Below are 18,847 nucleotides of genomic sequence, written 5' to 3'. Positions count from 1 at the left end.
AGCGCTCATCGCTGACGAGCCGGTGCGAGCGCTGCTCATCGGTAGGCCCGCCGCTCGTCCGGCGGTGGGATGCTCGCGCCGCCCTTGTACTCGGTCACCACGCCACCGAGCGGGTAGTCCTTGCGCTGGGGGTGGCCGTCCCAGTCGTCGGGCATCATGATCCGGGTCAGCGCCGGGTGGCCGTCGAAGACGATCCCGAGCAGGTCCCAGGTCTCGCGCTCCTGCCAGTCGGCCGTCGGGTAGACGCCGGTGACCGAGGGGATGCGCGGGTCTGCGGTGCTGACCGCGACCTCGAGCCTGATCCGCCGCCGGAAGGTCATCGAGGTCAGCTGGTAGACCGCGTGCAGCCGTTTTCCCTCGACCCCCTCGCGGGCCAGGTAGTCCACGCCCGAGACGCTGGACAGCAATTCAAAGCGCAGCGCCGGGTCGTCGCGAAACACCTGGCAGACCCGTGCGATGTGCTCGCGCCGCAGGTGCAAGGTCAGCTCGCCGCGGTGCAGCACGACCTTCTCGACCGCGGCCCCGTGCTCGGGATAGGCCTCGGCGAAGGCCTCCATCACCTCGTCGAAGTACCCGCCGTACGGGGGCTCGGCGGGCAACTCGATCCATGGCTCGCGCTGCAGGCCGGAGAAGCCGGAGGTGTCACCGGAACCGGTGACCCCGAACATCCCGGGTGTCTGCCGACCGGCCGGCAGGCTTCCCGACGCCTGCCCGAGCGGCGCCTCAGGGTCGAAGTCAGGGCCGGTGGTCACTTGGCGAACCTCTGGCTGGACGGGATGAGCTCGACCTTCTGACCGGCCAGCCGCTCGGCGCGCTTGGGCCCGAGGGGCTCGTTGGAGATCTTGTGGTGCAGCTTCAGGACCGCGTCGATCAGCATCTCAGGCCGCGGCGGGCAGCCAGGCAGGTACATGTCGACCGGAATGATGTGGTCCACGCCCTGCACGACGGCGTAGTTGTTGAACATGCCGCCCGAAGAGGCGCAGACCCCCATCGCGATCACCCAGCGCGGCTCAGCCATCTGGTCATAGATCTGGCGGACGACCGGGGCCATCTTCTGGCTGACCCGGCCGGCCACGATCATCAGGTCGGCCTGCCGCGGCGAAGGCCGGAACACCTCCATGCCGAACCGGCCCGAGTCAAACCGCGGCGCCCCGAAGGTCATCATCTCGATGGCGCAGCAGGCCAGCCCGAAGGTCACCGGCCACAACGAGGACTTGCGCGTCCAGTTCACCACCGACTCGACGGTGGCCAGCATCATGCCGTCCGGCAGCTTCTCTTCTAAACCCATGTCAGCGGGCCAATCTTGTGGTGGAAATGGGTAGTCGGCACATCAGTCAGTCCCAGTCCAGACCGCCGCGACGCCAGACATAGACGTAGGCGACGAACACGGTCGCCAGGAACAGGAAGATCTCGACCAGGCCCAGCAGGCCCAGCTCCCGGCTGGCGACGGCGTAGGGATACAAGAAGATGATCTCGATGTCGAAGACGATGAACAGCATTGCGGTGAGGAAGTACTTCACCGGGAATCTGTTGGGTCCCGAGGACGTCGGCGCGGGCTCGATCCCGCACTCGTAGAAGGACAGCTTGGCCTTGTTGTAGCGCTTGGGCCCGGTCACTGTCGCGATGATCACCGAGAAGACCGCGAACCCGAAAGCCAGCGCGAAAAGAACCACGATCGGCAGGTAAGGCCCTAACATCGTGACCTGCCCCCCTTCTCACTCGAGTCCACTCGTCGTTGGGCTCACGGCACTCTTGACAAACACTGCCACGGTAGTCTGCTCGACGTTCCGGCCGCTGGTTAGGCTTGCCTAAGTTATCCATCGCAGGCCTATCGCAGCGGCGGCGTGAGGCGGGTCAACGCCGTGATGATCCGGTCGCTGGCATCGCCGTCGTGGGGGTCTGTCAGGTTTGCGAGCAACTTCAGGACGAACTGCATCAGCCGGGGATGCGGCAAGCCGTGCCGGGTGCAGGCTCGCATCACCGCCGGATTGCCGATCAACTTCACGAAGACGCCGCCGAGGCGGTAGTAGGCGCCCCACTCGGCTGCCATCGCCGCCGGGTAGGCCGCCAGCGCCTTCTCCCGCGCCGGACCCTGCGGACGGGCCAGAGCTTGCACGACGGCCTCGGCGGCGAACTTGCCCGACTCCATCGCGTACGGGATGCCTTCGCCGTTGAACGGGTTCACCGAGCCCCCGGAGTCACCGACCAGGAGCACGCCGTCGCGGTAGTGCGGTGTCCGGTTGAAGCCCATCGGCAGGCCGGCGCCCTGGGTCGGGCACAGCGCGTTCTGCTCGCGCAGGCCCCACTCGGGCGGGGTGTTGTCCAACCAGGTGGTCAGCAGCGAGCGGTAGTTGGTCTTCTGGAAACCGGCAGAGGAGTTCAGCACGCCCAAGCCGACGTTCACCGACCCGTCGCCCATTCCGAAGATCCAGCCGTAGCCGGGCAGCAGCTTGGCGTCGTCGGCGCCGGGCGGGCCGTCCCACAACTCAAGCCAGGACTCCAGGTAGTCATCGTCGGTCCGTGGGCTGGTGTAGTAACGGCGCACCGCCACGCCCATCGGCCGCTTGTCATTGCGCTGCATGCCCAGCGCCAGGGCGAACCGACCCGACACCCCGTCGCAGGCCAGCACGACCGGGGCCCGGTAACTGATCTCGGCCGGGTCCCCGCTCGCTGCCGACTTCGCTCGCACACCCCTCACCCGGCCCTGCTTGTCCAGGATCGGCGCGGTGACCGAGGTCTGCTCGTGCAGCCGGGCGCCGGCCTTGACGGCTTGCCGCACCAGCAGGTGGTCCAGGTCTGCCCGGGGGCGGACCAGGCCGTAAGCGGGGAACGAGGTCAGTTCGGGCCAGTCCAGCTCCAGGCGCATGCCACCGCCGATCACCCGCAGACCCTTGTTGTGCAGCCAGCCGGCCTCTTCGCTGACGTCGATGCCCATGTCGATCAGCGCCCGGGTGCCTCGCGGGGTGAGGCCGTCACCGCAGACCTTCTCGCGCGGGAAGGACGTCTTCTCCAGCAGCAGGACATCGAGCCCGGCGGTGGCCATCCAATACGCGGCGGCCGAGCCGGACGGCCCGGCGCCGACCACGATCACGTCGGCGTCGTAATGGCTGTCTTCGCCTTGCTCGGCAGGCAAGGACAGGCCGCGCGGACCCTCGGCGATCACGGTCATCCTGCTCCCTCAATTCGGCGCGCCACGCACACCCGGCGTCTCGCGTCCGCCGGCCGATGGCGCGCCAGCGCGAACCCGCTACCCCTCAGGTGCGACGGTTCGTGAAAACTTTCACGAGCCCGCTGCATGTAAGTCTAAGCATGGTCTGGGACTGCTCGGCGCAACCGGCCAGCCCGCCATAACATGGTTGCCATGAGCGATGCCGACGGCCTGCCGGCCGGAACCGGCCGGGCCCGCGACATGGTCGGCCGGCGGCGCCAGCGCAAGGCGCCCGCCACCGGCCGGGTGCACCACCTGGGAGCGGCGCCGGCCGTCATGCCGGTGCTGCGGGACGGCGGGGACGAGACCTCGACCCGGACGGCGGCGGTGCAACTCAGCGCTCGGACCCGCTGGGAACTCGACCAGCTGCTGGCCGACATCACGACGGAGATGGCGCGCGCGTCCGATGACCTGGACTTCGAACGCGCCGGCCAGCTGCGCGACGAGCTGGTCCGCGCCCGGGCCGAGCTCGACCGGCGCACAAGCTAATCAGCGCCGACGGCACCCGGCAGAAATCGGCGTGACCCTCCCTTAATAAATATTAATACTAGGTGAAACCGGGCAGTACTGGTACTTATGTGCCACGGGGATCCATTCCCACTACCCGGAGGTCCTACATGCTCAAAATGCGCCCACTGGTCGTCGCCTTCAGTTCGGCGATGGCGATCGTGATGACGGTGCTGCTCACCGCAGCGCCAGCCAACGCCATAACTGGTGGCTATGTCGCTCTGGGCGACTCGTACTCCTCCGGCGTGGGCAGCGGCAGCGAGTCCGGCGGCTGTCTGCAGAGCCCGACCGCGTACCCGGGGTTGTGGAACGCCGCCCACCATCCGAGCTCCTACCGGATGGTGGCCTGCTCTGGAGCCAAGACCACCGACGTCAACGCCAACCAGCTGTCGGCGCTCAGCTCGTCGACCGGCCTGGTCAGCATCACCGTCGGCGGCAACGACGTCGGCTTCTCCGACATCATGACCACGTGCGTGCTCTACAGCGAGTCCGCATGCGTCGCCGCGGTGAACAGGGCCGAGGCCTATGCCAACGCCAACCTGGCCAATTTGCTGAACGTCACCTACAACGGCATTCGCAGCCGCGCCCCGTACGCCCGGGTGGTCGTGCTGTCCTACCCGGTCTTCTACCAACTGGGAGTCTGGTACTGCGTCGGGCTGAGCGAAACCTCCCGGGCCAAGATCGATGAAGGCATCAATCTGGTCGACAACATCATTAAGAACTCCGCCATTGGGCACGGCTTCGTCTTCGCGGATGTGCGCAGCAAGTTCGTCGGCCACCAGCTCTGCTCCGGCGACAAGTGGCTGCACTCGCTGAACTACTCCGAACTCACTAAGTCCTACCACCCGACCGGGACCGGCCAGTCCAGCGGTTACCTGCCGGTGTTCACTACCGCGGCAGGCTGACCCACCCGTGGGCCGGCCGGACGGGTTTCCCGAGCACTTAGCGGGCGCCCGTCCGGCTGGCGTGCGGCACCTCACCGGCTTCGAGCAGCTCGACCGGCCGATGCCGCACCAGCCTGCTCAGCGCGATCACCGACGTCGAGCGGGCCACCCCCGGAACCTGGGAGACCTCGAGCAGCACCCGCTGCAGGTCCTCGTGCGAGCTGGCGGCCAGCCGGCAGTGCACGTCGCCAGGCCCGGTGGTGGCGAAGGCCTCGACCACAGAGGGGATGGCGGCGATCGCGGCGGTCACCTCCTCCAGCCGGCCCTGGGCTATCTCCAGCGTGGCGAACGCGAGCACCGGGTAGCCGGCGACGGCCAGGTCGATGTCCGGGCCGTACCCGCAGACCACCCCGTCGCGCTCCAAGCGGTCCAGCCGCGCCTGGATGGTGGCCCGGGAGACCTGCAGCAGCCGGGACAGCTCCAGGTAGCCGGCTCGCGGGGTGTCTCGCAGGGCGGCCACGATCGCCACGTCCAGTGAATCGATCTCGCGCCTGCTCACCGCCACCCCTCTGTTCACCGCGCCGCTCGAGTGACTCTGCCCGAGTGACTCTGCCGGGCTAGAGATTGCCGCGAGTCTCCTGCTCACGCTCGATCGCCTCGAACAGGGCCTTGAAGTTGCCCTTGCCGAAGCCTAGCGAGCCGTGCCGCTCGATCAGCTCGAAGAACACCGTCGGGCGGTCCCCGACCGGCTTGGTGAAGATCTGCAGCAGGTAGCCGTCCTCGTCGCGGTCGACCAGGATGCCGCGCGACTGCAGCTGCTCGATCGGCGCCCGGACGTGGCCGATCCGGGCTCGCAGCTCGGGGTCGGAGTAATAGGAGTCCGGCGTGGCCAGGAACTCCACACCCTCGGCCCGCATGGCGTCCACGCTGCCCAAGATGTCGTTGGTGGCCAACGCCAGGTGCTGCACGCCGGGGCCCCGGTAGAACTCCAGGAACTCATCGATCTGGCTCTTCTTCTTGGCGATCGCCGGCTCGTTGAGCGGGAACTTCACCCGGTGGTTGCCGTTGGCCACCACTTTCGACATCAGCGCGGAGTAGTCCGTGGCGATGTCGTCGCCGATGAACTCGGCCATGTTCACAAAGCCCATGACCTTGTTGTAGAAGCCGACCCAGTCATCCATCCTGCCCAGCTCGACATTGCCGACGACGTGGTCCAGGGCCTGGAACAGCCGCTTGGGCGCGCCGTCGCGCGGGCGGTAGCTCGAGCTGCGGGCGACGTAACCGGGCAGGTAGACGCCGGTGTAGCCGGAGCGGTCGATCAGGGTGTGCCGAGTGCTGCCGTAGGCGGCGATGGCGGCGGTGCGGATGACGCCGAACTCGTCGCTGACCTCGTGGGGGTCGGAGAGGACGACAGCGCCCTGGGCCCGGGCCTGCCGGATGCAGCGGTCGACGTCGGGAACCTCCAGCGCGATGTCGAGAACCCCGTCACCGTGCGCGCGGTGGTGATCCAGCAGCGGACTGTCCGGGCTGACCCCGCCCGAGATCACGAACCGGCAGGAGCCGCTGCGCAGCACGTAGGACTTGTGGTCGCGGTTGCCGGTCTCGGGCCCGGAGTAGGCCACCAGCCTCATGCCGAAGGCGGATTGATAGAAGTGCGCGGTCTGGGTGGCGTTGCCGACCACGAACACGACGGCGTCCCAGCCGGTGACCGGAAACGGATCGGTGCTCTGGTCATAGGGCACCAGGCCGACCAGCTGCTTGAGCTGCTCCAGATTGAGGTCGGCGTCCCGCTCGTCAGGCGTCAGGGCCACATCGATGGTCGTCATCTGCATTTCCTCCTGCGCGAAGAGCCGGCAGACCAGTGCTTCCGGCCGCTTATCGCAGGATGACGCCGTGAGGGCTACCGAGCAAGATGCCCATTTAAAAGTAGCTTGGATGCGCAACTTGTCAGCTACTTATCCCTTTTCTATGCGCATTTTGCTCAGCATACTTGCGGGTGCCCAGGTGAACACCGGATACCACACACCGAATGGATCGTCGCTGTAGCGCAGATGGCCTCGGCCCGGCGCCTCACCCACGGCGCCGGCCAGCACCTGCCAGGCCGCCCGGCCCGCGACCAGCAGCTCGGCCGCCAGCACCGGGTCGAGATCGGCCAGGCCCGCCAGCCGGCCCGAGCTCAGGCATGCCCGGACGCCCTCGTCGAACGGCGCGGCCCGGGCGTCGAGGTAGCCGGGCGCCTTCAGCGAGCGCCGAGCCGAGCCGTCGGCCATCACCAGCAGCCCGGTCGCCTCCTCCCCGGCCGCCAGCGCCCGGCCGGCCCGCAGGCAGTCCGCCGGGGGGCTGTCAGCCGCGATCACCAGGTGCTCGATCGGCAGCCGGCAGCCGGCCTGGCTCAGCAGCAACCGGCCGACCACGATGCTCAGCGCCTTGTCGTCCTCACCCCTGGCCGCGCCGCCGACCACCACCAGCCGGCTCGGCCCGGCTGCCAGCAGCTCGCCGATCGCGGCCAGGCAGGCGGTCCGCAGCTGCTCCACCTCGGCCACCGGCCGGCCGGTGACACCGTGCAGCAACAGCGGCGGGTTCGGGCAGCCGGCGACCCCGACGATCACGCCAGGCCCCGCACGGCCCGCCGGGGCGGCTGGCTGCCTCGGATGGCGGCGACCATGTCGAGCACCTGCCGGGTCTCGGCCACATTGTGGGCGCGAAACACCATGGCCCCCTGCCAGGCGCAGATGGCGGTGGTCGCCAGGGTGCCCAGCAACCGCTGGTCCAACGGCAGGTCCAGCGCCTCGCCGACGAAGTCCTTGTTCGACAGCGACACCAGAACCGGCCAGCCAGTCGCCACCATCTCGCTCAACCGGCGGGTCACCTCCAGTGAATGCCAGGTGTTCTTGCCGAAGTCATGCCCCGGGTCGATCATGATCCGCTGACGCGAGACCCCCAGGCCGACCGCACGCTCGGCGAGAGCGACCGTGCGATCCAGCACGTCGGCCAGCACGTCGTCGTAGAAGATCCGGTGCGGCCTGGTCCGCGGCTGCACCCCACCGGCGTGCGTGCAGACCAGCGCGGCGTCGAACTCGGCAGCCACCTCGGCCAACCGCGGGTCATAGCCGCCCCAGGCGTCGTTGAGCACATCCGCTCCGGCCTGGCAGACGGCCCGGGCCACCTCGTGGCGCCAGGTGTCCACCGAGATGATCAGGTCGGGAAAGTCCGCGCGCACCCTGGCCACGAAATCGACCGTGCGCCGGATCTCCTCTTCGGTGTCGACCTCGTCGCCGGGCGCGGCCTTCACACCGCCGATGTCGACGATCTCAGCGCCGGCGGCGACCACCTCGGCCACTCGCTCCAGGGCCTTGTCGAAGGCGTAGGTGGCGCCGCGGTCATAGAAGGAGTCCGGCGTCCGGTTCACGATCGCCATGATCAGCAGGTCGCTCGGCTCGAAGCCGCGGCCGGCTAGCTCGAGCATCGGGTCACTGTCTGCTCATGGGCCCGCTGCTCATGGGCCCGCTGCTCATGCGCCCGCTGCTCATGCGCCCGCTGCTCATGGGCCCGCTGCTCATGGGCCCGGTAGCGCGCGTTGCCCCGGGCGGCCGGGCGCTCGATCACCGGCACCGAGCGGCTGCGCCAGCCCTGCGGGGTGCCGCGGTCGTACTGCTGCAGGTCTCGCGCCTGGACCGGCGGCGCCAGCCCCGGCGGCGCCTGCGCGGACCCGCCGGACCGACCCAGCGGCAGCCGGCGCATCGCCGTCGCCAGGATCTCGGCGGCCATCACTCCCAGATCATGCACGTTCTGGTGCCGATGCCCACGTCTGCCCAGGTCGACCTGGGCGATCGCCGGCAGGCCGTGCAGGCGCCAGGTGTCGGTCAGGCTGGCGAACTCGACGCCGTAGCCGACCGGGATGGGCAGCGACTCGATCAGCGAGCGTCGCACGGCCCACTCGCCGGCCAACGGCTGCACGACAGCGGCCAGCTCGGGCCAGTAGAGGTTCAGCAACGGCCGGGCGACCAGCTCGGTGACCCGGCCGCCCTGCGGCGCGGCGTTCGGCGGCGAGGCAGCCGGCTCCGCGGGCAGGTCGTCGGCCAGCCGGTCGTAGAAGCCTTTGACCAGCAGGGTGTCCGGGTCGGTCAGCAACGGCCCGAGCAGGCCGGTCACGAAGTGCGGACCCCACTCGGTCAGGTCGGCGTCGATGAAGACCAGCAGATCACCGTTGGTGACGAACAGCGACTTCCACAACGCCTCGCCCTTGCCGGGGCTCACCGGTGTGCCGGTGTCGATGTCGCGGGCGGCGAACACGGTCGCGCCCGCGGCCCGGGCCACCGCCGCGGTGTCGTCGGTGGAGTCGGAGTCCAGGACGATCAACTCGTCCACCAGGCCGGTGACCATCAGCGCCTGGCGAATCTGGCTGACCACGGCCGCGACGGTCCCGGCCTCGTCGCGCGCCGGGATCACCACGCTGACGGTGTCAGCCGACTGCCGCTTGGCCCTGAGCAGGTCGGCGAGCCCGAACCGTGCCGCGTCGAAGGTGTGCGAGTCGAACCATCGCCGTGCGGCGACATCCATACCGGCACCCCTCCGCTGTCTGACCTGCTCGACGCTACCGCGCTAGGCGTCGCGGCCCCTCACTCAAGCAAGCGCCTCGGTTCAGCCTGCCGCCGTGAGCCGCCCGGCCAGCCGGGCTGCCACCGCTGCCGGGTCGGCGGCCTCGGTCAGCACCCGAACCACCACGACCCGGCGGGCGCCGGCCTCGAGCACCAGGTCGAGGTTGGACTCGTCGATGCCGCCGATGCCGAACCAGGGTCGGGCCACCTCCTCAGCCGCCAGCGTGGCCACCGGCGCCAGGCCGGTGTGCGGGCGTCCCGGCTTGGTCGGGGTCGCCCAGATGGGTCCCAGGCAGAAGTAGTCCACCTCCGACACCGCCGCCGCGGCCCTGGCCTGCTCGACGCTGTGGCTGCTCAGGCCGATCAGCACGTCCGGGCCCACGATCCGGCGGGCGGTGGCCGGCGCCAGGTCGCGCTGACCCAGGTGCAACACGTCCGCGCCGGCCGCGACCGCCAGGTCGGCGCGGTCGTTGACCGCCAGCAGCCTGGCATGCCTGCGGCACGCGTCGGCCATCACCTCCAGCGCCGCGAGCTCGTCGGCCGCTTCGAGGTTCTTCTCGCGCAGCTGGACGATGTCGACCCCGTTCGCCAGCACCGCGTCGAGGAAGTCGGCCAGGTCGCCGCGTTCGCGCCGGGAGTCGGTGCACAGGTACAACCGGGCTGTTGCCATAGCGGCCAGCGAGGGCTTGGTCATCGCCTCATCCAACCACCGCCGCGTCCGAGGACCGCCGGACGCCGGCCCCGAGCTGACCTGCGGTGTCTGGAACCGGCGCGTCGCCGGGGGTGCGAGCATGTGAGCGTGCGACCACCGGGGCGGACCGACGCCATTCCGCCGCAGGCCCTGATCCTGATCGGCATCGCCTCGGTGCAGTTCGGCGCCGCCTTCGCCGACACCCTGTTCGCCAAGGCCGGTCCGGCCGGCGTGGTGCTGATGCGGCTGGCGTTCGCCTCGGCGGTCCTGCTGGCGTTGACCCGGCCCCGGCTGCGTGGCCGGACCCGCCGCGACCTGCTGGCGGCAGTGGGCTTCGGGCTGGTGCTGGCCTGCATGAACTGGAGCTTCTACGAGTCGCTGGACCGGCTGCCGCTCGGACCGGCGGCGACGGTCGAGTTCATCGGGCCGCTCGGGGTGGCCATCGCCGGTTCCCGCAAAATGCTCGACCTGCTCTGGGTGGCGCTGGCCGGCGGCGGTGTGGCGCTGCTGGCCTTCGGCGGCTCGCACCAGAGCCTGGACCTCGTCGGGCTGCTGCTGGCCGCCCTGGCCGGCGCCTTCTGGGCTGCCTACATCCTGCTGTCCCAACGGGTCGGCTCAGGCTTCGCCGGGCTGGACGGCCTGGCGATCGCCCTGACCCTGGCGACGCTGGTGATGCTCCCGGCCGGAGTCGCCGACGGCGGCTCGGCGCTGCTGCGCCCGGACGTGCTGCTGGGGGGCCTAGGGGTGGCGGTGCTGTCCTCTCTGATCCCGTACTCACTGGAGCTGATAGCCCTGCGCCGGTTGTCAGCGGCCGGCTTCGGACTGCTGATGAGCCTGGAGCCGGCTTTCGCCGCGCTGGCCGGCATGCTGGTGCTCAGCCAGCGGCCGCAGCTTCGAACCGTTGCCGCGATCGTCATGGTGGTGGTGGCCAGCGCGGGCACCACCCTGGAGGCTAACCGCTCGGCCACCGGCAGAGCCGGCCGGTCGCGCGGGCCCGAGGCGACCGGCGAAGCTGGCGACAGTGAGCCCGACGCCGGCGCGGCTCCCCTCGACGGACCGCCCGGCGAGGCCTCCGGCGGGCCGGCCTTGAGTGGGCCTGCTCCGACCAGCCAGCCGCCCCCGCTCGGCTAGCCTGGACCGCATGGCGGCGCACCGTGGCGATGCACTCCTGGTCGGCGGCGGCGCGATCGGACTGGCCGCGGCTTATCGATTGGCTGAGCGCGGTGTCACGGTGCGGGTGGTCGATGCCAGCAGCGGCCGCAACGCCAGTTGGGCAGCCGCCGGCATGCTGGCGCCGGTCAGCGAGGCGGCCTTCGGCGAGGACGAGCTGACGCGGCTCAACCTGGCCGCGGTGCCGGCGTTCGGCCGACTGGCCACCGAGCTGCAGGAGCGCACCGGGCAGCCCGTGGGGTTGCGGACCGAGGGCACCCTGGCGGTGGCTTTCAACGCCGATGACCGGGCGGCGTTGGACCGGTTGACCGAGTTCCGGCGCGGGCTGGGCCTGGGCGCCGAGCGGCTGAGCGGCGCCGCGGCCCGCGCGCTGGAGCCCTACCTGGCCACCGGCGTCCGGGGCGGCGTGCTGACCGCCGATGACCTCTCGGTCGACAACCGCCGCTACCTGACGGTGCTGCGCAGCGCCGCCGAGGCCGCCGGGGTCCGCTTCGTCACCGCCGAGGTCAGCGGCCTGCTGTGGGGCTCCGCCGGCGACCGGGTCAACGGAGTCCGGACGTCCGCCGGCGCCGAGCTGCGCGCTGGCGTCGTGGTGCTCTGCGGCGGGGCCGCGACCGGCTCGCTGCTGCAGGTGCCGGTGCAGCCGGTGAAGGGCCAGATCCTGCGGCTGGCGGTGCCCGAGCGGCTGCGCTCGGCCGGACCGGTGCTGACCCGCACCGTGCGCGGGATCGTGCGCGGCAGCGAGATCTACCTGGTCCCCCGCTCCGACGGAGAGGTGGTGGTCGGCGCCACCTCCGAGCAGCAGGGCCACGACACCGGCGTGACCGCGGGAGGCGTCTACGAGCTGCTGCGCAACGCCTACGAGCTGCTGCCGATCAGCTCGGAGTTCGGCTTCGTCGAGGCCCGGGCGGGATCGCGTCCGGGCACCCCGGACAACGGCCCGATCCTCGGCCAGGTCTGTGACGGACTGGTGCTGGCGACCGGGCACTACCGCAACGGCATCCTGCTGTCGGCGCTGACGGCCGAGGCGGTGGCCGCTCTGGTCGACGGCGAGCCGGTCGCACCGGTGTGGCGCCCGTTTCCCCCCGACCGGTTCGCCGGCTACCGGCCCCCGCAGCGGCCCACAGCCACCGAACCGGCTACCGAGCCCGCCACGGCTGACCCGGTCCCGGCCGGCCTGACGAACTGGGAGCCCGCATGCAGATCACGGTGAACGGCCAGCAGCGCGAAGCAGCCGACGAGCTGAGCCTGGCCGAGCTGGTGGGCCAGATCAGCGACCGCGACACCGGCATCGCCGTCGCGCTCAACAGCGAGGTGGTGCCGCGCGGCAGCTGGCCCGCGACCGCCGTCCGGCCAGGCGACCGGATAGACGTGGTGACAGCGGTGCAGGGCGGCTGAGACCCTCAGCCCTCGGTGAGCCTGGGCACCTCGAGCATGCCGTCATACGGCGAGGACGCCTCAGCTTTGGTTGGCGACTGCGACGAGGCGCCGCATGCACGGTGGTCGTGAGGTCCAAGATCGCTACGCTGGCTCACCAGTGAATTGCTGGGGATTAGGGCTGCGCCAGGACGTCTGGTCGGTGGCGCTGAGTACGTACGCCAGGCCCGCTCGACAGCCGGCTTTGGTCGTCGCACGGTCATCTCATATGGATATCGCAGGGGAGATCACATGGTTGTTTCATGACACCTGGACGGGAACGGCACCGACCGTGGCTACAACAGCGCGCACCGCGCTCTGAAATTGGATACTCGAGCGATCATTGAAGATCCGATGTTTCAGTCCTCGACCGCATCACAGTGGATGCAGATGGCTGACTTCGCAGCCTGGACCGCCTACCAAAGCTTGCTGCGGCACCCAGGCAAACGATGGGCCTGGAATTGGTATCACACTTATTTGACCGGAAGCGACGTCAACGGCGGGCCACAACCGATGTGACTGAGCCGGACAAAAAGCTAGACCTGCCGATCCACGTGTGTGGGGCAGGTCCGCCCGATAAATGTACCACGACCTAACCCGACGCTCCAGCGGGTGTGATGAGAGAACATGAGGTACCTCTGTAAGACCTTGACGAGCGCCAGACCGGACACTCCGATATGTGAACGCTGAACACATCGGCAGACGCCCGCCTGTGAGCCAAGCGCGGTTGTTACGGAGCCGCGCGGTGGACTGACCTCACAGACGTCGAGTCCGGGGTAAAGGGACGGGACCATTAGCTGGGATACGCCGTCTCAGGTAACCAGAGGTCGATCTACGTGAGCTTGGGGGCGTCGAGCATGCCGTCATAGGGCGAGGACGCCTCGGCCCACCAGCGGCGCGGGATCCGGCCGGCCAGCCGTGAGTGCCGGCCGGCTTGCACCGCCAGCCTCATGGCATGGGCCATGCGCAGCGGCTCGGCGGCGCGGGTGACCGCCGAGGCGACCAGCACCGCGTCGCAGCCCAGTTCCATCGCCTGGACGGCGTCGGCCGCGCTGCCGACGCCGGCGTCGAGCACCACCGGAACCCCGGCCTGCTCGACGATCAGGGCGATGTTGTGCGGGTTGCCGATGCCCAGGCCTGAGCCGATCGGAGAGCCACCGGGCATCACCGCCGCGCAGCCCAGGGCCTCCAGCCGCCGGGCCAGCACCGGGTCGTCGTTGGTGTAGGGCAGCACCACGAACCCGTCGTCCACCAACTGCTCGCAGGCGGCCAGCAGCTCGGGACCGTCGGGCAGCAGAGTGCGCTCGTCGGCCACCACCTCGACCTTCACCCACTCGGTCTGCAGCGCCTCGCGGGCCAGTTTGGCGGTGAGCACCGCTTCGGCAGCCGTGCGGCAGCCGGCCGTGTTGGGCAGCACCCGCACTTGAGCCGCTCGCAGCACGTCCAGCACCGATCCGGACGAGCTCGCCTCGACCCGGCGCATCGCCACCGTGGTCAGCTCGGTGCCCGCGGCCCGCAGGATGTCGGCAAGGCCGTCCAGGCTCGGCGCGCCACCGGTACCCACGATCAGCCGTGAGGAGAACCGTTGACCGGCGATGACTAGTTCGTCGAGGGCGTCCCCAGCCGACGGCCCCCCGGTCACCGCAGGCCCCCGGCCTGCTCGGGCGCCGCCGGCCGGCCTGCGCTGCCGGCCCGCGAACCGGCGAAGGGCAGCGCCAGCAGCACGGCCACCGCGAACGAGGCGATCGAGGCCGACAGCCAGGAGTGCCCGAGGGTGTGCAGCCGGGTGCCTGCCGACGTCCAGAAATCCGACCAGTAGGCGATCGAGCCGGGATTGATCAGCTGGTAGCAGAGGAAGCCGATCAGCCAGGCCAGCAGCATCCCGGGCCGCGCCGGGGCGTCGGAGGAGGTGTCCCAGCCGTGGCCGCGGCTGCGGATCCAGGCCGCGATCAGGGCGCCGGACATCGGGATGAACACCCCGCCGATCAGGTACAGGAAGTTGGCGTAGTCGTCGATGTCGATGGTCAGGGCCAGGGTGGTGATCAGCACGCCGACGGTCACGGTGAGCACCCGGCGGTCGAGTGAGGGCCGCAGGTTCTGCAGCGAGATCGCGGTGGAGTAGACGTTGGCGAAGCTCTGGTCGCACTCCCGGATCACCAGGATGGCGAACGCCAGGACGCCCAACGGCAGCCCGATGAACAGGTCGAAGATCCGCTCGCCGTCCTGGGCCACCTGCGCCAGCGCGATCAGCCCGATCACCAGGCAGGCGATCTGAGTGAGCCCGTAACCGAGGAAGCCGCCGGCGAAGGCCGAGCGGGCCGAGCGTGAGTGCCGGGAGTAGTCCGCGCCCAGCGGCACCCATGAGATGGTCAGCGCCATCGCCGAGTCCACGGCCAACCAGAAGCCCTGCCAGGAACCGGCCAGCTCCGGCGTCGGCTCGCGCAGCAGGCCGATCACCAGGACCACCAGCGCGAACACCACCAGCACCGAGACGTACTTGCGCAACGTCCGGATCCAGCCCAGCGGGCGGATCGTCAGGGCGGTGGTGACCGCGCCGGCCAGCACCAGGCACAACCACCGGGGCAGGTCGCCGTGCGTCAGCGCCTGCAGGCCGATCGAGATGGTGACCAACTCGAAGACGGCCCAGCCCAGGCATTGCGCGATGTTGAGGGCCGTCGGCAGGAAGGATGCCTTGGCGCCGAGCAGGCCGCGCAGCAGCACCATGGCCGGCGCGCCGGTCCGTGCGCCCAGCACCAGCGAGCCGCCCAGGATCAGCCCGCCCAGCACCGAGCCGACGACGGTGGCGGTGACCGCCGCGGAGAAGCTGAGCGGCTGCACGCCGTAGGGGGCCAGGATCGCGATGGCGCCGCTGAAACCGAGCAGGCTCACTCCGAGGTTGCCCCAGAATCCCAGCTGGTCGAACAGGCTCAGGGTGCGGGGGGCGGCCTCGTTGAGGGTGGTCGGCGCCTCGGCGTGCGGCGCTGCGGGCGGTGGTTCGGAACGGGTGTCGACAGCCATGGCGGCTACCTCACTCCCTTCGCCGGTATTAACCGGATCAGGTTCGAGCGGTCGGCGGCCGTGCCGGACGGTTGAGCCGTCCTGCTGTGCCGCCCTCTCAGCCCGTTCGTCGGGCTCCCGCGGGGACTGTCCTAGGTTAATACCGTGCAGCCACGCGATTCCAGCGCCGTTCGTGTCCTGACCATCGCCTCCTCGGACTCAGGCGGCGGCGCCGGCATCCAGGCCGATCTGAAGGCCTTCGCGCGCTGCGGGGTGCACGGCATGTCGGTGATCGTGGCGCTGACCGCGCAGAACACGGTCGGAGTGAGCGCGATCCACCAGTGCCCGCCCGACTTCATCCGTGCCCAGCTGGAGGCAGTCTTCTCAGATCTGCCGCCGGCCGCGGTGAAGACCGGCATGCTGTTCTCCGAGCCGATCATCACCACGGTCGCCGCGGCGCTGGCCGGGCGCTCCCAGCCGGTGGTGCTCGATCCGGTGATGATCGCCTCGTCCGGTGCCCGGCTGCTGGAGCCGGCCGCCGTCCGGGCTCTGGTGGGGTCGTTGTTTCCGCTGGCCACCGTGGTGACGCCCAACCTGATGGAGGCCCAGGCCCTGACCGGGCTGGACACCGAGGACCGGCGGGTGCTGACCGAGTCCCTGGTGGCTCTGGGCGCCCGGGCCGCCCTGGTCACCGGTGGGCACGGCAGCCGGCCGGTCGACCACCTGCTGGCCGACGGCCAGCACCTTGAGATTCCGGTCAGCCGGCATGACCGGGCGGCCACCCACGGCGCCGGTTGCACGCATTCGGCCGCGCTGGCCGCCTGCCTCGGCCGCGGCGATCCGTTGCCGGTGGCCGCCCGCCGGGCCGCGCTGCTGGCTGGACTGGCCGTCGAGCGCGGGCTGACCGGCCTGGGCGCGGGCGACGGCCCGGTGGACGCCTTGGACATCGCCTCGTTCAGCCCGCCCGAGCTCGACTGAGCAGGCGTCCGGCGTTGTCAGGCGGCGCCTCAGGACGTCGGACAGACCGCTGGGTAGGCCGCGCCCACCAGCGGCGAGAGCTCGGGGTCGCCGGCCGTCTCGATCGAGAACCGCCAGTCCGAGCAACGAGAAAGCCCGGCGCGCAACGGCCGCTCGATGAGGTCCCAAGACCGGCTGATCGAGCCGCCGAGCACGAGCAGCTCAGCGCCGAATCGCTGAAGCCATGGCCCGAGCACCTCGCCCAGCGCCCGGAACGCGCCGTCGAAGGCCGTGACCGCCGCGGGGTCACCGGTGCGGGCCAGCTCGGCGATCTGCCTGACCCCCAGGGTCGGCGCGCCGCCGGCCTGCGCGAACGCGGCCCGGATGGCACGCCGCGACACCCAGTCCTCCAGCGGCCGGCCGGCGTGGCTGAGTAGCCGCAGCTCGGCCTGCGGCGGCACCGACGGGCCGACGTCGATGACATTTCCCCTGTCCAGGAAGGCCGAACCGACACCGGCGCCGAGGGTGACCCCCACGCACCGGGTGGCGCCCCGGGCAGAGCCGATCAGCCACTCGCCGACCAGGAACGCGCTGGCGTCATTGCTGAAGCACAGCGAACCGGGCTGGTGCGGCAGCGCCTGGTAGAGCGCCGAGCGGACGTCCACGCCGGCCAGTGCCTGCAACCTGCCCGTCCCGGCGTAGTGCGCCACGCCTCGGACGTAGTCGAACGGTCCCGGCATCGCGATGCCCCAGGCCGCGCCCGGCTCAGCTCCCAGGCCGGCCCCGGCCCGTGCCAGGGCCTCGATCAACTGCTCGGCGCTGCCCTGAGCCGGCAGCGGGGCGCGGGTGAGCCCGCTGACCTGCCAACCGTCCGGCCGCACCCAGCCCGCCGTGACGCGGGCGCCGCCCACCTCCAGGACCGGGATGTCACCCGGTCCCCGGCGGGTCGTCGGCCGGCTCACGGCTCGTTCAGGCCCAGCTTCAGCAGCGCGTTCTCCACGACCTCCATCAGTGCCGGATGTATCCAGTACTGGCCACGGACCAGCTCTGGCACCGGCTGGCCGAAGGACATCGCCTGGATCAGCGGCTGGATCAGGTTGGAGGCCTGGTAACCCATCAGGTGCGCTCCGAGCAGCAGGCCGGTGCCGGGGTCGGCGATCAGCTTGCAGATGCCGGTCTGATCCTCCATCGCCCAGCCGTAGGCGGTGTCGCCGAAGGCCTGGATCGCGGTGACGTAGTCGAGGTTGGCGGCCCGCGCCTGGTCCTCGGTCAGGCCGACGCTGGCGATCTGCGGGTCGGTGAAGACAGCCGCCGGCACGAACCGGTGGTCGAACTTGCGCAGGTCGTGCGGATGGGCCAGGTTGTGCGCGATCGCCCTGGCCTCGTGATTGGCCACGTGCTTGAGCTGGAAGTCCGAGGAGACGTCCCCGAGCGCCCACACCCCTTCGACGTTCGTCCGGCCGTAGCAGTCCACCCTCACCCGGCCGTCGTACAGGGTCTGGACACCCGCGGCCGCCAGGCCCAGCCGGTCGGTGTTGGGCACCCGCCCGGTGGCCACCAGCAGGACGTCGCCCTCGGCGTACGAGCCGTCGGTGAAGTCGAGCCGGACGCCGTGCTGGTCGCCGCTGAGCTTGCTGGTCTCCACGCCCAGGCGCAGGTCCCACCGGGTGGCCGCCAGCTGGGTGAACCGGTCGGAGATCTCGGAGTCCAGGTGGCGCAGCAACCGGGTGCTACGGGCCACCAGGCTGACCTGCGCGCCCAGGGCCGAGAAGACGTGGGCGAACTCCGCTCCGATGTAGCCGCCACCCAGGATCACCAGCCGCTCGGGCAGCTCGTCCAGGCGCATGATGGTGTCAGAGGTGTGGTACGGGACCCCGGACTGGGCCACCACATCGGGCACCATCGGCCGGCCGCCCGCGGCGATCACGATCTGCTCTGCGCTGAACTGCTCGCCGGTGCTGACCCGTAGCGACTTGGGTCCGGTGAACTCGGCGTAGCCGGAGAACACGGTGGTGTTCGGCTCACTGACGCGATAGGCCTGGCCGCCGGCCGCGATCGGGTCGATCCGGCCGAACACCCGGTCACGGATGTCGCGCCACCGGACGCCTTCGAGCCGGGCGTCGACTCCGAACCGGTGGGCGTGCTTGACCGAGGCCGCCACGTCGGCGGCGTAGACGTACATCTTGGTGGGAATGCAGCCCACGTTCAGGCAGGTGCCGCCGAAGGTCCCCGCCTCGACGATCGCCACCTTCTTGTCGTCGAAGTCCGGGGTCACCAGCGAGTTACCGGAGCCTGTTCCGATGATTGCCAGGTCAAAGTCGGCCACCGCGCCAGCCTACGGTGCGAATGCCCGGATTTCTCCGTGTCTGGTTGCCCGGTTGCGATCACCCGGCTCAGCGTCGCTGCCGTGCTCGATCAT

General features: G+C 70.2%; 20 protein-coding genes and 1 riboswitch. Of the genes, 6 read left to right on the top strand and 14 right to left on the bottom strand.

Annotated elements, in window-relative coordinates:
* Window positions 1-35 precede the first annotated feature (35 nt).
* The 4 genes from VGB75_07185 to VGB75_07170 form a co-directional block, all read right to left on the bottom strand.
* Window positions 36-752: an NADH-quinone oxidoreductase subunit C gene (locus VGB75_07185; protein HEY0166811.1), complete on the bottom strand. Its 717-nt coding sequence runs from the start codon at window positions 750-752 to the stop codon at window positions 36-38.
* Window positions 749-1,288: an NADH-quinone oxidoreductase subunit B family protein gene (locus tag VGB75_07180; protein ID HEY0166810.1), complete on the bottom strand. Its 540-nt coding sequence runs from the start codon at window positions 1,286-1,288 to the stop codon at window positions 749-751. The genes VGB75_07185 and VGB75_07180 overlap by 4 nt, the downstream gene beginning before the upstream one ends.
* Window positions 1,289-1,334: 46 nt before the next feature.
* Window positions 1,335-1,697 carry an NADH-quinone oxidoreductase subunit A gene (locus tag VGB75_07175; protein ID HEY0166809.1) on the bottom strand — a complete coding sequence of 121 codons (363 nt, stop codon included), beginning with the start codon at window positions 1,695-1,697 and terminating at the stop codon, window positions 1,335-1,337.
* A gap of 131 nt (window positions 1,698-1,828) precedes the next feature.
* Complete coding sequence (locus VGB75_07170; GenBank protein HEY0166808.1) at window positions 1,829-3,169, bottom strand: geranylgeranyl reductase family protein; 1,341 nt, start codon at window positions 3,167-3,169, stop codon at window positions 1,829-1,831.
* Window positions 3,170-3,361: 192 nt separating this feature from the next.
* Here VGB75_07170 and VGB75_07165 point away from each other — a divergent pair, with 192 nt between their 5' ends.
* The gene (locus VGB75_07165) at window positions 3,362-3,697 is read left to right on the top strand and encodes a UvrB/UvrC motif-containing protein (GenBank protein ID HEY0166807.1); all 336 of its coding nucleotides are present in this window, start codon (window positions 3,362-3,364) and stop codon (window positions 3,695-3,697) included.
* A 128-nt stretch (window positions 3,698-3,825) separates the two neighbouring features.
* Window positions 3,826-4,620 carry an SGNH/GDSL hydrolase family protein gene (locus VGB75_07160; GenBank protein HEY0166806.1) on the top strand — a complete coding sequence of 265 codons (795 nt, stop codon included), beginning with the start codon at window positions 3,826-3,828 and terminating at the stop codon, window positions 4,618-4,620.
* 37 nt (window positions 4,621-4,657) lie between these two features.
* Here VGB75_07160 and VGB75_07155 read toward each other — a convergent pair whose 3' ends face one another.
* From VGB75_07155 to thiE, 6 genes are all read right to left on the bottom strand, one after another.
* Window positions 4,658-5,158 carry an Lrp/AsnC family transcriptional regulator gene (locus tag VGB75_07155; GenBank protein ID HEY0166805.1) on the bottom strand — a complete coding sequence of 167 codons (501 nt, stop codon included), beginning with the start codon at window positions 5,156-5,158 and terminating at the stop codon, window positions 4,658-4,660.
* Between the two features lie 58 nt (window positions 5,159-5,216).
* Window positions 5,217-6,425: a 4-hydroxyphenylpyruvate dioxygenase gene (gene hppD, locus VGB75_07150; GenBank protein HEY0166804.1), complete on the bottom strand. Its 1,209-nt coding sequence runs from the start codon at window positions 6,423-6,425 to the stop codon at window positions 5,217-5,219.
* 129 nt (window positions 6,426-6,554) lie between these two features.
* On the bottom strand, window positions 6,555-7,208 hold the full coding sequence (locus VGB75_07145; GenBank protein HEY0166803.1) for a hypothetical protein: 654 nt from the start codon (window positions 7,206-7,208) through the stop codon (window positions 6,555-6,557).
* Complete coding sequence (gene folP, locus VGB75_07140; GenBank protein ID HEY0166802.1) at window positions 7,205-8,065, bottom strand: dihydropteroate synthase; 861 nt, start codon at window positions 8,063-8,065, stop codon at window positions 7,205-7,207. The genes VGB75_07145 and folP overlap by 4 nt, the downstream gene beginning before the upstream one ends.
* Window positions 8,053-9,159, bottom strand: coding sequence for a glucosyl-3-phosphoglycerate synthase (locus VGB75_07135; protein HEY0166801.1), 1,107 nt, complete (start codon window positions 9,157-9,159; stop codon window positions 8,053-8,055). The genes folP and VGB75_07135 overlap by 13 nt, the downstream gene beginning before the upstream one ends.
* Window positions 9,160-9,240: 81 nt before the next feature.
* Window positions 9,241-9,891 (bottom strand): thiamine phosphate synthase, encoded by a 651-nt coding sequence (gene thiE / locus VGB75_07130; GenBank protein ID HEY0166800.1) that lies wholly within the window; start codon window positions 9,889-9,891, stop codon window positions 9,241-9,243.
* A gap of 105 nt (window positions 9,892-9,996) precedes the next feature.
* On the opposite strand from thiE, the gene VGB75_07125 reads away from it, so the two are divergent.
* From VGB75_07125 to thiS, 3 genes are read left to right on the top strand one after another with little or no spacing between them, the layout of a single operon-like run.
* Window positions 9,997-11,019, top strand: a complete 1,023-nt coding sequence (locus tag VGB75_07125) for an EamA family transporter (protein HEY0166799.1) — start codon at window positions 9,997-9,999, stop codon at window positions 11,017-11,019.
* 10 nt (window positions 11,020-11,029) lie between these two features.
* On the top strand, window positions 11,030-12,271 hold the full coding sequence (gene thiO, locus VGB75_07120; GenBank protein HEY0166798.1) for a glycine oxidase ThiO: 1,242 nt from the start codon (window positions 11,030-11,032) through the stop codon (window positions 12,269-12,271).
* Window positions 12,256-12,456, top strand: a complete 201-nt coding sequence (thiS, locus tag VGB75_07115; GenBank protein HEY0166797.1) for a sulfur carrier protein ThiS — start codon at window positions 12,256-12,258, stop codon at window positions 12,454-12,456. Before thiO ends, thiS begins: the two co-directional genes overlap by 16 nt.
* 850 nt (window positions 12,457-13,306) lie before the next feature.
* On the opposite strand, the gene VGB75_07110 is transcribed toward thiS, so the two are convergent.
* Both VGB75_07110 and VGB75_07105 read right to left on the bottom strand, forming a co-directional pair.
* Window positions 13,307-14,116 carry a thiazole synthase gene (locus tag VGB75_07110; protein ID HEY0166796.1) on the bottom strand — a complete coding sequence of 270 codons (810 nt, stop codon included), beginning with the start codon at window positions 14,114-14,116 and terminating at the stop codon, window positions 13,307-13,309.
* Window positions 14,113-15,492, bottom strand: a complete 1,380-nt coding sequence (locus tag VGB75_07105) for a cytosine permease (protein HEY0166795.1) — start codon at window positions 15,490-15,492, stop codon at window positions 14,113-14,115. The genes VGB75_07110 and VGB75_07105 overlap by 4 nt, the downstream gene beginning before the upstream one ends.
* Window positions 15,489-15,623, bottom strand: a riboswitch (TPP riboswitch). It overlaps the preceding gene by 4 nt.
* 13 nt (window positions 15,624-15,636) lie before the next feature.
* On the opposite strand from VGB75_07105, the gene thiD reads away from it, so the two are divergent.
* The gene (gene thiD / locus VGB75_07100) at window positions 15,637-16,449 is read left to right on the top strand and encodes a bifunctional hydroxymethylpyrimidine kinase/phosphomethylpyrimidine kinase (protein ID HEY0166794.1); all 813 of its coding nucleotides are present in this window, start codon (window positions 15,637-15,639) and stop codon (window positions 16,447-16,449) included.
* 29 nt (window positions 16,450-16,478) lie between these two features.
* On the opposite strand, the gene VGB75_07095 is transcribed toward thiD, so the two are convergent.
* The gene (locus VGB75_07095) at window positions 16,479-17,390 is read right to left on the bottom strand and encodes an ROK family protein (protein HEY0166793.1); all 912 of its coding nucleotides are present in this window, start codon (window positions 17,388-17,390) and stop codon (window positions 16,479-16,481) included.
* A complete protein-coding gene (locus VGB75_07090) occupies window positions 17,387-18,754 on the bottom strand; it encodes a mycothione reductase (protein HEY0166792.1) in 1,368 nt (455 codons plus the stop codon). The genes VGB75_07095 and VGB75_07090 overlap by 4 nt, the downstream gene beginning before the upstream one ends.
* Between the last annotated feature and the right edge of the window lie 93 nt (window positions 18,755-18,847).

The organism is Jatrophihabitans sp. (assembly GCA_036399055.1).
In the GTDB taxonomy this organism is placed as follows: domain Bacteria; phylum Actinomycetota; class Actinomycetes; order Mycobacteriales; family Jatrophihabitantaceae; genus Jatrophihabitans_A.
Note: the sequence above shows the minus strand (reverse complement) of the source record. Positions and strands in the feature narration are given on the sequence as shown.

Coding starts and splice junctions, on each gene's coding strand:
- VGB75_07180 (HEY0166810.1), bottom strand. CDS start 1,288: ATGGGTTTAGAAGAGAAGCTGCCGGACGGCATGATGCTGGCCACCGTC.
- VGB75_07175 (HEY0166809.1), bottom strand. CDS start 1,697: ATGTTAGGGCCTTACCTGCCGATCGTGGTTCTTTTCGCGCTGGCTTTC.
- VGB75_07170 (HEY0166808.1), bottom strand. CDS start 3,169: ATGACCGTGATCGCCGAGGGTCCGCGCGGCCTGTCCTTGCCTGCCGAG.
- VGB75_07165 (HEY0166807.1), top strand. CDS start 3,362: ATGAGCGATGCCGACGGCCTGCCGGCCGGAACCGGCCGGGCCCGCGAC.
- VGB75_07160 (HEY0166806.1), top strand. CDS start 3,826: ATGCTCAAAATGCGCCCACTGGTCGTCGCCTTCAGTTCGGCGATGGCG.
- hppD (HEY0166804.1), bottom strand. CDS start 6,425: ATGACGACCATCGATGTGGCCCTGACGCCTGACGAGCGGGACGCCGAC.
- folP (HEY0166802.1), bottom strand. CDS start 8,065: ATGCTCGAGCTAGCCGGCCGCGGCTTCGAGCCGAGCGACCTGCTGATC.
- VGB75_07135 (HEY0166801.1), bottom strand. CDS start 9,159: ATGGATGTCGCCGCACGGCGATGGTTCGACTCGCACACCTTCGACGCG.
- thiE (HEY0166800.1), bottom strand. CDS start 9,891: ATGACCAAGCCCTCGCTGGCCGCTATGGCAACAGCCCGGTTGTACCTG.
- thiO (HEY0166798.1), top strand. CDS start 11,030: ATGGCGGCGCACCGTGGCGATGCACTCCTGGTCGGCGGCGGCGCGATC.
- thiS (HEY0166797.1), top strand. CDS start 12,256: ATGCAGATCACGGTGAACGGCCAGCAGCGCGAAGCAGCCGACGAGCTG.
- VGB75_07105 (HEY0166795.1), bottom strand. CDS start 15,492: ATGGCTGTCGACACCCGTTCCGAACCACCGCCCGCAGCGCCGCACGCC.